Source organism: Candidatus Enterococcus moelleringii, from assembly GCF_017377575.1.
In the GTDB taxonomy this organism is placed as follows: Bacteria; Bacillota; Bacilli; order Lactobacillales; family Enterococcaceae; genus Enterococcus_A; species Enterococcus_A moelleringii.
On record NZ_JAFREM010000001.1, the window covers coordinates 34,645 to 47,123 of the forward strand.

Sequence of the window (12,479 nt, forward strand, 5' to 3'; positions counted from 1 at the left end):
TTTCACAAAGTAGGATACCAATTAATTCCGGCCTTTTTCGCCTGGCTAAATAGTTGGCGGTAACTTAGCTGGTACTCCTGCCCCTCCTTGATGAAGTGAGTCCCACACTGACGAAACTCAAAGGCCACCTGATGAGCGATACATTCTTCTCGCAACGCCAAAATCCAGTTATAGTTTAACGGCCGGGCTTGCTTATGGTACTCTCCACCAGCGACTACCAATTCGATGTCGCTTAAATAGCGGCTCAAGCAGATAGGTTCCAGTAACGGCTGACAGGCGATGGTTTTATGCTTGATCGGAAGCGTTTGAAAATAGTTCAAGCGCTGATCGGCCATTTGCTGGTTCTCTACCGACACCCCGATACTGACGTTGTCGTAGCCGTCACCCCAATCGGCCGGCATCACCTCTTCAAAGCGCTGAATTCGTTTGGTTAGAAAGAAAAAGTTTAGATCAGAGCGTTCCTTGATCATTTCCCAGCATTCTGGACGCCAGGCATCCGCCTCCTCCACTAAGAAATCACTGGAGAAGCACACGAACACCTGCTGCTGGGGCTTCATTTTGTAGTCCTGCTTCGTTCGCTTAATCGGTGCATCGAATTGCGGCGTCTTCGCAATAATCCCAGTGTCCTGCTTACGCTTTTTATCCCCTTCATGAATAAAGCAATAACGGCAACCATCACTGACTCGATGACAGCCCCGCCAAGGATTCCAAATGGCCACCCTACTACTCCCCTTCCCTGCTCAACACCGCCAAATCCGCCGGTTCGTAAACATTCGGTCCTGCTTGCGCCTTCTTGTATTTCCAACAGGCAATCGCTTCGGGCAGTTTGCGCCCCTGATTTGCCGTAAAAAATGCGCGAATATAGGTATTGTACTCAAACTGCTGCCCAATCGTTGTCGGTCGCTTCTTCTTTTCTTCCAAAATTGCTTGATAAGCCAACAATGCCTCTTGATAGGTTTTGCCGGTATTCGCTTTTAACCAATTTTGAAAAGCAACATTGAAAGAAAATTGCTGGCCTAAATGCTTCTTGAAAAAAGCTCGATGAATTTCTGAACAAACCAGATCGGCTTCAATTGGTGTATTTAGTGCGATCGCCACCCGGGTGTTCTTTCGCGTCGTTTTCTTGGTGATTTTTCTTTCACCGGTGGCTAGATAGTGACTGATACGCTGAGTCAGTTCCTGTTTGCTGCCGGTTGTTTGCAGCTGTTCCTGCCGACAAAAACTGACTAGTTCTTCCTTTAAATAGTAAAACTGATGAAAAGTATCCTCCGTTAATTGGTTGGTTAATTCCGATCGCTTCATCTGCTGCCTCCAGTTTTTTTTAATTATACCACAAAAAGAACACGCGTTCGCCTCTGTTTTGACTACCTATAAATAATTTTTCCACTGTTTCTATTATCTCCCCTTCTCAATGTGATATAATTTAAAAAATATGAATGGTTGTGAGGGGGATTTTTATGAATAAGGAGCAAGTGTTAAATTTTTTAAGTGAAGGAAATTTTTGGCATGAGGTAACTGAGCATGAAGCGGTCTATAATATGGAAGAACTGGACGCGGTGGATCTTCCCTATCCGGAAGCCGATGCGAAAAATCTGTTTGTACGGGATGACAAAAAACGCAATTATTATCTGATCAGTGTCAAAGGCGACAAACGGGTTGACCTGAAAGAATTCAAGGCGAAACACGAAACCCGCCGCTTATCCTTTGCCTCAGCGGATGACTTAATGAAGGTGATGGGATTAATTCCAGGAGCAGTATCGCCTTTTGGTATGTTAAATGATGCGGAGTGTATCGTACAATTTTACATCGACGAGGACTTCATGCAAGATCCTGGTCTGATTGGTGTTCATCCCAATGATAATACAGCAACCGTCTGGGTAAAAACCAAAGACTTGGTGGCGATTATCAAAGAGCATGGCAATCAGGTGCATGTTACCCAAATTTAATGTTGGATCGAAGCTGCGACTTTTGATGGTCGCAGCTTTTTTATTTTGGTAAAAATAAACCCGTGTGTTGAACCAATTTTTTCAGCAATTTCTAATAATCGGACTTAAGTCCTATAGTCCCCTTATACTATGTCATGTATAGTATAAGGTGTAGAGGGGTGATGCGCATGAATAGCCAATTGAAAAAAGGGCTGATTGAGTATTGCGTTCTAGCCGCACTGTCTCCTCAAGACTCTTACGGCTACGAAATTGTTAAACAAATCAGTCATCAAATTGAAATTACCGAATCCACGCTTTATCCGATTTTAAAACGGCTGGAAACCAGCCAACGCGTGACTACCTACTCAAAAATCCACAATGGGCGGTTACGGAAATATTATCATCTAACCGACGCGGGATTTGAAAGTATCCAGCAATTTTTACAGGATTGGACTCAGGTAGAGGCCATCCAACAATACATTAAAGGAAGTGTCGAAAATGCAGCGAGTTGAGTTTATTAAAGAATTGAGCAATTATTTAGCCTATGAGGTCCGACCAAGTGAAGTACAGCGTTTGATTGAGTATTACGATGAAATGATTATGGATTTGATGGAGGACGGCTATTCCGAGGAAGAAGCGGTGGCCAAAATGGGGGATCCGCAAGCCTTGGCCTATGAAGCAGCGGGAATTCCGCAAGAAATCAAAGTGCCTAGACGTTTTAGTCCGATCATTTTACTGTTATTGCTCATTGGTTTCCCGCTTTGGGGCAGCCTGGCGCTTGCAGCGTTTCTATTGATTCTTAGTTTTTATATTGTCGTTTGGTGTATTCCTTTTTCCTTTGCCTGCTTAGGCGGCGGACTTTTACTAGGCGGACTTCTTGCAACCTTAACTAGTCCATTAGCGATTATGGATTCTTTCTTCATCGGTGTGACCCAATTAGGTGTCGGCATGCTGCTGTTTGGTCTTGGACTGTTGATTATGTGGGGCACTTACCGCTGCAGCGCCTTGTTTATTAATTGCCACCGCTGGATGACCCGCAAAGTTCGTCAATTGGTATTCCAAAGAAAGGTGGTCAATGTATGAGATCCAAATATATCATGCCAAAAATCGGCAGCTGGCTAGTGTTGTTTGGGATTATTTTCACTATGATCGGTTTTGCTCTTTCCGGCTTTTCACTGGAAAACTATGACGATCACGAACGCCGCTGGTTCAATGTGGTCGATGTTTATTCTGAATAAACGAAACGACCCTGGCACTTTCAGCAGCAAATAGTATAAATATCCACTGGAATCAGTCAACTGATTCCAGTTTTTTTGGCTTGCTTGTAAGCAACAGCTTCCCGATTCATTTGCTTAACATTTTTTCTAAGAATCTGAATCGATTATTTTTTATTTTACTTAGTGGTGATTTTCTTTTTCGGTATAATAAAAATAAAAACAACCAATACAGGAGGAACAATGGATTTTAATAGTTTTATCGACAAAAAATATGGGGTAACTGGGGCAAAAATGCCGAAAAGATCCAAACTTGATATCTGTCTCAGTTATATCCCCCCTGCTATTCGCAATTCATTGTTTATCTCAAAAGAACCGACTTTGTGGAATAAAGCGAGTTATGCGAAATACGGGGTTATCCTCTCAGAAGGTATCGAAGGCACCTATGAGCCATCAGAAATTATCGTCGCGGAAAAGCTGGGCCCCGGGAAAACGAAACAAATCAAAAAAAACGTCTCCTACTCCGAAATGACTGAAGGTGAGCGTCAAGGCTATTTATCCTTCTTAAGTGATATTGTTCAAGAAGACGCCGGCTACTTGCGTTACCTTATTTATGCTTTAGAGCGCAACGTATTTTTGAATCGAAACATTGTATCGACTGTCAGAACGTTGACAATACTCAGCAATCCTAAAAAATTTCCAGCATATAGTTACGAGTGTTCTCAGCTGATGGCTGTCGCAGCGCTGAAATCGAAAGATCCAAAGGTGCTCAAGCTCTTACCGCTTTATAAGATTCATCCTGAACTGATGTTTCTATTGAAGATCACTTGCCAACAAGCGTTTTCCGCGGCAGATTTGATCTATTTGGCAAATTCGGCGGGCTATGAGTTGGAAGAACACCAGATGAGAAATCTAGAGAGCTTTGAAGAAAATTTGGAAAAAGCGATCACGGAGACTTATGGCAGCTCGACTATCCAGTTCAAGCTGGATAAATCATTGAACACAGATGAAGCAATCGTCATTTCGCTGCTGAATCCTTCATTGCCAATCACTGAGTTTAAATTCATCAACCTGCTGAGTGATCCTAAATTCAAATCAGCCATTCTTCCATTATTCAATCAAGCTGCGCTTCAGCCTTGTGCTGCTGAAAATAAGAGACGCCGAAACCAATTGATGCGTATGCTGGAGGGCCGACCTAAAAACATCGACATTCCCAACGATGGCTTGTCCGTACAGCAACGCTTAGACAAAATTCGCGGTGTCTATAAAATAGACGTCGTTTCCGAAGAAGCGTTAGGTATCGATTGCTGCATCCGTGAACGCTATGAACAGGCCGAAAAGCACCTGCTGCGGGCCGTGCGAAAAAGGAGCTCGTCTGTTAAACCGTACCAATGCTTGGCGCATATGTATCAAAAACAAAATCGTTACGTTGATGCTTTAGACATTCTAAACCTGGGACTAACCCGATTACCAAAGCATTCGATATTAGCCAATCAATTGAAATACGTCCATCGTTTAATAAGAGCAGAAAAACACCAAAATAATAAGCTGGAAAAAAAGAGACCGGCTAGCGCGCAAAAAAAGTGATGAAGGTTCCCATTCATCACTTTTTTTCTATCAGCTTTTGGCTTGTTCTAATACCCGCATCACTGCCAAGGTGTGGGCCATTTTTTCGTCAGCAAAGTCTGTATCATGCTCGTGGATTGCTTGGGCCATCCGTTGGAATTCTTCATACATACGATGAGGATGGGCATTTGCCTCCAGCTCGTATTGTTGCCCATTTCTCAGCTTCACCACGCCCGAAATCAAGGTGCTGCTTGGGCTGTTGATAATAATTTCCCCCAATTCCCCTTGTATCTGGACGTAGCTTTCAGCACCGGTGTCCTTAGAACCAATGCAGATTGCCTTGGCTTGATCGTAATCCATTACCACCACGCCTGAGGTATCCACTTCCCGCTGGATATTTGGATAATAATTGACCGTTTTGGGAGCGCCAAACAGTCCCACCACCAAGTGCAAGTTGTAAATGTTGATGTCCATCAAGGCTCCACCACCAGCACTTGGGTCAAAAGCTGGCAGTATTTCCCCTTTTTGGAAGGCATCATACCGAGAAGAATATTGGGAATAATTGCCGGAAATCATATGAACTGTACCGATTTCTGGCAGATACTCCTTAATCTTCTGGAAATTCCCCAAATACTGATTGGTAATCGCCTCAAAAATCAGCAAATCTCTTTCCTTTGCTAAAGCCTCCAGCTCAAGCGCCTCTTCCAATTCTAAGGTGAAGGGCTTCTCGCAAATCACATGCTTATCCGCCAGTAAAGCTTCCTTGGCATACTGAAAATGCAAGTGATTAGGTAGCGCAACGTAGATGGTATCCACATCTCCGGCCTGCAGCAACTCTTGATAATCGGTGAACACCGCTCCGATATTATGGGCCGCCTGCAGCTCTTTGGTTTTCGCCAAACTGCGCTCCGAAGAAAGAATCGCCGCTAATTCAATTTGCGGCAGCTCCGGTGACAAACTCAAAAACTCTTTGGCAATCATCCCTGCCCCAACAATTCCTAATTTCATTTCGTTTCCTCCTATTGGTTTGCTTCCATCGCTGCAATTCCAGCTTCTAAAATCTCCACTTGCAGAATTGTTTCTTCATCTTTGACAATTTTTTCCTTGCCGTTGATGATAGCTTGATAGACCCCTTCATAAATCCGGCTGTAATCCCCTACTTCAGAGACCACCTTTTCTTCATGGTAAACATTGTCTTCATCCAAGTAAGTGAGGATGCCATAGTGCTCCGGCAAATCGATGCCAAAGTCGGCATTTTCTGGCATGTGGAATAATTTCAAATGTTCCTCTTGACGGTCTTTGGTATGTTTAACAAACGAACCCTTCTTACCATAAACCACAAAGCTTGGGCGTTCTTTTAGACGGAAATAGCTGGATTTGACAGATACCTTCAACTTGCCGTAGTAAAAATCCAGATCGAAGTAATCGTTCATGCGATCTTGGCCTAATAACTGGCGGACATCATAGCGAATATTGTCCGGCTCGCCAAAGTAACTTAAGACTTGATCGATGGTGTGGCAGCCGTGACCGTACAGATAGCTGTCATCTCGCGAAAAATGCTCGGCACTTTCAGGAACTTCTGGTCGAAAATAATCGTAATGCATTTCTACTTCCAACAAATCCCCCAGTTTGCCGCTTTCAATCACCTTTTGTACCGTTAAGAAATCAGAGTCAAAGCGGCGATTTTGGTAACATTGCAGGAATAAACTTTTTTCCTTCGCTAAGGCGAACAATTCCTTGGCCTCGTCAGACGTTTCAGTAAATGGCTTTTCCAACAGGACGTTTTTGCCGGCTTCCAGCGCCTGTTTGGCGTATTGATAATGGAATTTCAACGGTGTCGTGATCACCACTAATTGAATTTCTGAGTCAGTCAAAATATCCGCTAAATCAGTGGTATAATTAGTCCCATCAAGAGGTGTCCAGGCTTGACGACCAGAGGGGGAATAGATGGTTTTCACCTTGATCTTCTCTCCTAATTTGGTAGAAAATGGCAGGTGGTAACGATTGGTACTTTTTCCATTGCCTAAATATGCGATGGTTAACATGAACAATCAGCTCGCTTTCTTATTATTACCTTGATTATAACCAGTTTCGCCAGCAAATACATAAAAGCGCGCCACTTAGCAACTCATGTTCAGCCTTTTTCGCTTTACCGCCTAATTCATGAACATCATGTTCATCAAAAAACACACTAAGAAAGGAACCAACGCTATGTTAATTATCGAACGCTTGAAGCAGCAGGAAAATTTCAGTATGGCGGAAAAGCGCATCGCCGCATATATTTTAGAACACTTAACCGATATTCCTACCATTTTTATTCAGGACTTGGCGGAGAAGACTTTTTCTTCCCACTCCACGATTGTCCGTTTAGCCCAGAAGCTGGGCTATTCCGGCTTTCGGGAATTCAAGGATGCGATTGCGGAAGTAGTTTATGCCCAGCTGCATTCCTCTGATGAGGTCAATGCCAATTTCCCTTTCCATCCTTTAGACACACCTGGTAAGATTGCGAAAAAAATGGCCGATTTAACCATTAGCACGATTCGCCGCTCGCTGATCCAACTAGATGAAGATCAGTTAACCGCCGCTGTCGATGCACTGATGCAAGCCGAGCGAATTTTTCTATTTGCCCGCGGGGATACCCAGCTGCGAGCTCGCAGCTTTCAAAACAAATTAATCAAAATCAACAAATTTGCCATCCAAGCCGAAGAATACGTGGATACCGAATGGAATGCCGTCAGCATCACCGAAAAAGACTGTGCTTTCATCATGTCCTACAGTGGTATTTTGCATCCCTATAATAAAATCATGCAATACTTAAAGGAAAAAGGCGTTCCTATTATCTTTTTGACTGGCAATCCCGATTCGTCGATGGTGCCTTTCGCTACCCATTTATTGCTGATGATGCAGGAAGAGTACGATTTTGCTAAAATCGCAACTTTCTCATCTCAAGCGGCCTTTGAGTATGTCTTGAACACTATCTATTCGGTGATGTACACCAAAGATTACGAAACCAACCTCCGCAACCTGAAGGGAAATCAAGAATTGATGAAGACTGGCCTTTTGGCTGATGAAGAAGAATAAAAAATGACCCGTCTAGTTAGTTGATAACTGGGCGGGCCATTGTTTTGTTCTATTCTAGTTGATTACAACAAATGATTACTGACCATTTAATTTCCAATCACTCACTACTCATTCCTTTGAAACCCTTCAGCTAATAGCTCGACGGTTTCCGCCAAACGAGGTCCTGGCAAAGCATTTTCCAAACTCATGGAGACAATTCGATCATTTTTAACCGCCTCCATCTGAGACAAGGCTGGATCAGCTTTGATGGCGGCGATTTTTTCTTCAAGCTCCGGTTGATCATAATCATGAACTAAAATGACATCCGGTTGCCGCGCGAGAACTTCTTCGCTGCTGACGGTAATCCAATCTTTGTCGGTTTGATCCTCAAAAAGATTCACTCCGCCAGCGGCTTCGATTAGACGTGATTCAAAATTGCTGCCGCTAGCCGTAAATATTCCACTGTCGCCACTGTCATACACCAAGACTTTAACAGGTTCTGCAGCTGCATTATCTTCTACCGCCTGCAAACGATCCTGTTGTTCCTGGACAAAGCTTTCAGCCTGATCCTCTACTTGAAAAATCTTGCCGATATCCGCGATTTCTTGATAGACCTCATCAATGGTTTTGGCACTATTTTGATAAACGGTGATGCCGTTCTCCTCCAGCTCCTGCAAATCAAGTCCTTCAGAACCGAATTCCCAGTCAATGCCGTAAATAAAATCAGCACCGCTGGACAATACCGCTTCCCGAGTTGCTGAACCATGATTCAGTTCTGGAATTTTTTCGTAATCCTCTTTATACTCTGGCAACGGCCCGCGGCTGTGATTGTTCAAGGTACTCCCCACCACTTTATCTGATAAGCCCAACTCACAAAATAGTTCAGTTGTGTTGGGACCCATCGTTATGACATTTTCGGGAACTCCGGATATCGTAATGGTACGATCATAGTTAGTTACCGTTTGTTGATTTTCGTTACTGGTATTGGTTTGGTCGGCATTGGAATCGCTGCAGCCAGCCAAGGTCATCAGCAGCATTGATGCAAGAAGGAACTTTTTCACGTAAACACTCCTTTATTTTGAGCCCGCCATAAGATAATTTTTTGGCAAGTAAGTAATCGTTGGTCGTTTTAAAATTGGATGAAGCTGGATTTCGGCATTTACTTGAAAAACCTGCTTTAAAATCGCCGGAGTTAAAACTTCTGTCGGCGTGCCGCTGGTTAAAATCTCCCCTTCTTCCATAATATACAAATAATCGCAGTACATAGCAGCGATGTTCAAATCATGAATCGCCGAAACAACTGTCAGCGGCAGTCGATTTAACAATTCGAAGATTTCCAGCTGGTAATGAATATCCAAGTGATTGGTAGGTTCATCTAAAATCAACAAATCAGTATTTTGAGCTAAGGCACGAGCAATCAGCACCCGCTGCTTTTCGCCGCCTGATAAGTGCTGGAAATTTCGTTGAGCTAAATGAGTAATTCCCAACTGCTCCAAAGCTTTGGCTACCAATTCGGCATCTTCCGAGGTTTCGTTGTCGAAAAACCGTTTTGCCGGATAGCGCCCCATTTGCACAATTTCCTCCACCCGAAAGTCAAAGGGCAGCTCGTTTTCCTGACCGACTGCAGCCATTTTTTGGGCACTTTCTTTATAGGACATCACCTTTAGCGGCGTATCATCGATCTTGATTTCACCGCTTTCCGGTTTCAGCGCTCGATAAATGACCTTTAACAAAGTTGATTTTCCGCTGCCATTGGGTCCGATAATACCGACAAACTGCTGATTTTCCGCCAGCAGCGACAAGTCCGTCAGTACCGGCTGTTTTTCATAGCTGCAGCACAGGTCTTCAACCGATAATTTCATGGGTTCCCTCCTAATGTTTTCTATTTTTCTTTAACAGCAGAATAAAGAAGGGACCACCTAAAATAGAGGTCAGAATCCCCAGTGGCAATTCTTCAGGAGCCAATACCATACGAGCCACCACATCCGTCCAAACTACCAAAATTCCGCCGATTAAACTCGCAACCGGCAAGACCTTGCGATGATCACCGCCAACTAACAGCCGAGCAAAATGGGGACAAATTAACCCAATAAAACCGATGGTTCCGCTGACAGCGATGGTAGTGCCGGCTAGTAAAGAAGTAACAATTAACAGGATCTTTTGAAAGGTCCGTACAGAAATACCTAAAGTTGCGGCTGTTTCTTCCCCCATTACCAGCAGATTCAGCAGCCGATAATTCAGCGTTAGAAAAATTCCGCAAACTAACATCATGATCGTTGGCAGCCCTAAAAAGCTCCATTTTGTATTAGCCAAACTGCCAGACATCCAAAATTCCGCATTATGTAGACCTAAAGCATTGGGGGCACTTAAGACAATTACCCGGGTGATACCTTGAAAAATCATCGCAACCACCACACCTGAAAGCAGCAGCTGGGTAATCACGATTTTATTTTGCACCCGACTGAGGGTATAAACCAGCAGTAAAGAAAAAGCTGCACCTAAAAAAGCTGATAGCGACAAGGCATAGGTTCCTAAGAAGCCAAAGACCCCGAACAACATGCCTAAGGTGCCGAACATTTCCGCCCCCGAAGACACTCCTAATAAGAAGGGATCGGCCAGCTGATTGCGCACCAATGCTTGCATCGCCACTCCGGAAATCGCCAAGGAAGCGCCCACCACAAATCCCAGCAGGACTCGAGGCAATCTCAAATTCCAGACAATGTTCTGCTGCAGCAACGTGCCGCTAGTGGGATAAAGACCTTGAGTCAGCCGATTGAGTACCACGTCTAATGTGACATTTGCGGGTACATTTACTGCTCCTAAACCAGTAGCCACCACTAGCGAAGTGAGAGCCAGTAGAATTAAGACAATTAACAATGGTTTCAACTTAGCCCGCCGGCGGATGCCGGCTTTGAACCAAGCAACCGATCGAGGGATATCAATTCGATGGAGCATTTACAATCACGTCCTTACCAACAGCTTTTCTAAATATAAAGTGAACCAGGTTGCTGCCACGAAGGAGAAGGTTAACACTGGCAAACCAGCAATTCCCAACACCGTTGGCAAAGCAAAATCTAGGCAGACAGTCAAAACGCCGCCTACTCCCAGCAGCAAACCACTCAGCTGAGGATTTCTTTTAGTCAAAAATAGATCCAATGCTAAAAAAGTTAAGATACAGTTATAGCTGTATAATCCAAGTGACAAAGTATCCAGATTGCCTCCCAATATAAAAGCCCCAACTAGACTAAAAGCTATCGCGCCAATCGCCAAGCAGCCCCAGCGGACACTTGCCACAAAAATCGCGGCTAAAATCAATAGCGAACTGATGGAATTATCTAGTAAAAAGATTTCTCCCACACCTTTAATCAAAATATCTGGAAAAACCAAACTGCCATCGCCAATTGCTGCTTGAGGCAGCTGAGCGATCCGACTAGTAGTAATCCAGCGACTGCTGAAGCTGAGGAGCAAAAAGAACCAAGTGGTTAAAATAAAAGGAAACGTTAACCCCGGCAAATCTTGCTGGCTGAATAGATGATTAATGACCAGCGTGATCAGTACACACATGGCACTTCCCACTAATGTAATCGGCCAAGCCGCTAAACCCTCCACGAATGTGCCTGCTGCAATCCCCACCAAAACCGGACTGAAGCCAATTAATCCCCCTTCAATTTGGGCATGATCCACCTGCAGCATATGGGCCGTAAAGTTCGCAACGAGACACCCGCACAAAGCCAGCGCGGCAATTTGCAAATCCGCTACCACTAAGGCCAGAAAAATTAAGGCGCCGCTAATTGGATGTTCAATTAACACGACTTGCGAAAAACTAGGAAGAACTCCTTTCAGCCACGCCATTTTCGTTTCTTTTGTCATTTCCATCTCCTGATCCCTCCTAATATTTCCGTGTATGCAGGATTCGCTCTTGGCAAAAAGCCTGATTATAATGTAGGTAGCATTGCTGAATGAGCTGCTCCAATTCTTGGGTGTTGTCGCCTAAGGCCCGCAGGCTGTAGCCGTTAATCGGCAGCATCGACAGCCCAAAGCGCAAGTCAGGGAACTTATCCTGCAAAACTTGATGCAGCTGGCTGATGTATTCCTGATCAATTTCCGGATGAACCCCTAGTAAAGAAGCTACCTTTTTAAGTCCCTCCAGCATCCCAATCCCAGAAAGATCTTGGCTGGCTGGCTGTAGCAGCACTCGATCCATTACCGCCAAACGCTGATCCACAAACAACTTCGTCAGCAAATTCACTTCCCGATACGTAAAGCCTCGTTCCGACGAATCCCAGCCGGGGGTCACAATTTCTGATGAAAAATAGCGAGCGTCTTCAGCCAGATATACCCATTGCTCCTGACAATAGACACTGTTTTCGTAAGGAATTATCGGATCCGGCAGATTGATGCACTCCCCTTGGTTTCCGATGGTAATGCGGTTAATCTGCCGCACATAATCCTTGGGTGTCTGATAAATTTTCGTAGCCGATTGAGTCGTCAAATACAAACTCGCTTCAGGAGCAACCTCCACCGTCAGCGCATAGCGATCCCCGTCTAAATAACCGCCGCCAGGATTTAAAATGAAGTAGGTCACCTGGCCGCTGTCGTCTAAGTACTGCGGGCGCATCACCTTCAGCGCCCCTTGATAAAAAATATGTCCTGGTACCGTGCGGTTGTCCCGCTGCTTGACGGATAATTCTAAAGTTCCTGTCATCATCTCCAT

The 12,479-nt window shown here is 44.4% G+C and carries 15 protein-coding genes; 6 read left to right on the forward strand and 9 right to left on the reverse strand.

Annotated features, from left to right (window positions below; all coding sequences use genetic code 11):
* Positions 1–2: 2 nt before the first annotated feature.
* Positions 3–719 (reverse strand): DUF5131 family protein, encoded by a 717-nt coding sequence (locus JZO70_RS00185; protein ID WP_207671506.1) that lies wholly within the window; start codon positions 717–719, stop codon positions 3–5.
* Positions 720–723: 4 nt separating this feature from the next.
* Positions 724–1,302, reverse strand: a complete 579-nt coding sequence (locus tag JZO70_RS00190) for a DUF6434 domain-containing protein (RefSeq protein ID WP_207671507.1) — start codon at positions 1,300–1,302, stop codon at positions 724–726.
* Positions 1,303–1,457: 155 nt separating this feature from the next.
* On the opposite strand from JZO70_RS00190, the gene JZO70_RS00195 reads away from it, so the two are divergent.
* The 5 genes from JZO70_RS00195 to JZO70_RS00215 all read left to right on the forward strand — a co-directional run bounded on the left by JZO70_RS00195 (position 1,458) and on the right by JZO70_RS00215 (position 4,726).
* Complete coding sequence (locus tag JZO70_RS00195) at positions 1,458–1,946, forward strand: prolyl-tRNA synthetase associated domain-containing protein (protein WP_207671508.1); 489 nt, start codon at positions 1,458–1,460, stop codon at positions 1,944–1,946.
* 167 nt (positions 1,947–2,113) lie between these two features.
* A complete protein-coding gene (locus tag JZO70_RS00200) occupies positions 2,114–2,437 on the forward strand; it encodes a PadR family transcriptional regulator (protein ID WP_207671509.1) in 324 nt (107 codons plus the stop codon).
* Entirely contained in the window at positions 2,424–3,008 is a 585-nt protein-coding gene (locus JZO70_RS00205) for a DUF1700 domain-containing protein (protein WP_207671510.1), read from the forward strand. Before JZO70_RS00200 ends, JZO70_RS00205 begins: the two co-directional genes overlap by 14 nt.
* Positions 3,005–3,163: a hypothetical protein gene (locus JZO70_RS00210; protein WP_207671511.1), complete on the forward strand. Its 159-nt coding sequence runs from the start codon at positions 3,005–3,007 to the stop codon at positions 3,161–3,163. Before JZO70_RS00205 ends, JZO70_RS00210 begins: the two co-directional genes overlap by 4 nt.
* A 219-nt stretch (positions 3,164–3,382) precedes the next feature.
* Positions 3,383–4,726 carry a TerB N-terminal domain-containing protein gene (locus JZO70_RS00215; protein ID WP_207671512.1) on the forward strand — a complete coding sequence of 448 codons (1,344 nt, stop codon included), beginning with the start codon at positions 3,383–3,385 and terminating at the stop codon, positions 4,724–4,726.
* A 30-nt stretch (positions 4,727–4,756) separates the two neighbouring features.
* On the opposite strand, the gene JZO70_RS00220 is transcribed toward JZO70_RS00215, so the two are convergent.
* Positions 4,757–5,713 (reverse strand): Gfo/Idh/MocA family protein, encoded by a 957-nt coding sequence (locus tag JZO70_RS00220; RefSeq protein ID WP_207671513.1) that lies wholly within the window; start codon positions 5,711–5,713, stop codon positions 4,757–4,759.
* A gap of 11 nt (positions 5,714–5,724) precedes the next feature.
* Positions 5,725–6,750 (reverse strand): Gfo/Idh/MocA family oxidoreductase, encoded by a 1,026-nt coding sequence (locus JZO70_RS00225; protein WP_207671514.1) that lies wholly within the window; start codon positions 6,748–6,750, stop codon positions 5,725–5,727.
* Positions 6,751–6,916: 166 nt separating this feature from the next.
* Between JZO70_RS00225 and JZO70_RS00230 the strand changes: the two genes are divergently transcribed.
* A complete protein-coding gene (locus tag JZO70_RS00230) occupies positions 6,917–7,786 on the forward strand; it encodes a MurR/RpiR family transcriptional regulator (protein ID WP_207671515.1) in 870 nt (289 codons plus the stop codon).
* A 104-nt stretch (positions 7,787–7,890) separates the two neighbouring features.
* On the opposite strand, the gene JZO70_RS00235 is transcribed toward JZO70_RS00230, so the two are convergent.
* From JZO70_RS00235 to JZO70_RS00255, 5 genes are read right to left on the reverse strand one after another with little or no spacing between them, the layout of a single operon-like run.
* Positions 7,891–8,826: an ABC transporter substrate-binding protein gene (locus JZO70_RS00235; RefSeq protein WP_207671516.1), complete on the reverse strand. Its 936-nt coding sequence runs from the start codon at positions 8,824–8,826 to the stop codon at positions 7,891–7,893.
* Between the two features lie 12 nt (positions 8,827–8,838).
* Entirely contained in the window at positions 8,839–9,627 is a 789-nt protein-coding gene (locus tag JZO70_RS00240) for an ABC transporter ATP-binding protein (protein ID WP_207671517.1), read from the reverse strand.
* A 10-nt stretch (positions 9,628–9,637) separates the two neighbouring features.
* Entirely contained in the window at positions 9,638–10,720 is a 1,083-nt protein-coding gene (locus JZO70_RS00245; RefSeq protein WP_207671518.1) for a FecCD family ABC transporter permease, read from the reverse strand.
* 6 nt (positions 10,721–10,726) lie between these two features.
* On the reverse strand, positions 10,727–11,641 hold the full coding sequence (locus tag JZO70_RS00250) for an urea transporter (protein WP_207671519.1): 915 nt from the start codon (positions 11,639–11,641) through the stop codon (positions 10,727–10,729).
* 13 nt (positions 11,642–11,654) lie between these two features.
* Positions 11,655–12,479, reverse strand: a complete 825-nt coding sequence (locus JZO70_RS00255) for an urease accessory protein UreD (protein ID WP_207671520.1) — start codon at positions 12,477–12,479, stop codon at positions 11,655–11,657.

Excerpts from the sequence above, each read along its gene's own strand:
- JZO70_RS00190 (WP_207671507.1), bottom strand. The coding sequence starts at position 1,302 with ATGAAGCGATCGGAATTAACCAACCAATTAACGGAGGATACTTTTCAT.
- JZO70_RS00195 (WP_207671508.1), top strand. The coding sequence starts at position 1,458 with ATGAATAAGGAGCAAGTGTTAAATTTTTTAAGTGAAGGAAATTTTTGG.
- JZO70_RS00200 (WP_207671509.1), top strand. The coding sequence starts at position 2,114 with ATGAATAGCCAATTGAAAAAAGGGCTGATTGAGTATTGCGTTCTAGCC.
- JZO70_RS00205 (WP_207671510.1), top strand. The coding sequence starts at position 2,424 with ATGCAGCGAGTTGAGTTTATTAAAGAATTGAGCAATTATTTAGCCTAT.
- JZO70_RS00210 (WP_207671511.1), top strand. The coding sequence starts at position 3,005 with ATGAGATCCAAATATATCATGCCAAAAATCGGCAGCTGGCTAGTGTTG.
- JZO70_RS00215 (WP_207671512.1), top strand. The coding sequence starts at position 3,383 with ATGGATTTTAATAGTTTTATCGACAAAAAATATGGGGTAACTGGGGCA.
- JZO70_RS00220 (WP_207671513.1), bottom strand. The coding sequence starts at position 5,713 with ATGAAATTAGGAATTGTTGGGGCAGGGATGATTGCCAAAGAGTTTTTG.
- JZO70_RS00225 (WP_207671514.1), bottom strand. The coding sequence starts at position 6,750 with ATGTTAACCATCGCATATTTAGGCAATGGAAAAAGTACCAATCGTTAC.
- JZO70_RS00230 (WP_207671515.1), top strand. The coding sequence starts at position 6,917 with ATGTTAATTATCGAACGCTTGAAGCAGCAGGAAAATTTCAGTATGGCG.
- JZO70_RS00240 (WP_207671517.1), bottom strand. The coding sequence starts at position 9,627 with ATGAAATTATCGGTTGAAGACCTGTGCTGCAGCTATGAAAAACAGCCG.
- JZO70_RS00245 (WP_207671518.1), bottom strand. The coding sequence starts at position 10,720 with ATGCTCCATCGAATTGATATCCCTCGATCGGTTGCTTGGTTCAAAGCC.
- JZO70_RS00250 (WP_207671519.1), bottom strand. The coding sequence starts at position 11,641 with ATGGAAATGACAAAAGAAACGAAAATGGCGTGGCTGAAAGGAGTTCTT.
- JZO70_RS00255 (WP_207671520.1), bottom strand. The coding sequence starts at position 12,479 with ATGGAGATGATGACAGGAACTTTAGAATTATCCGTCAAGCAGCGGGAC.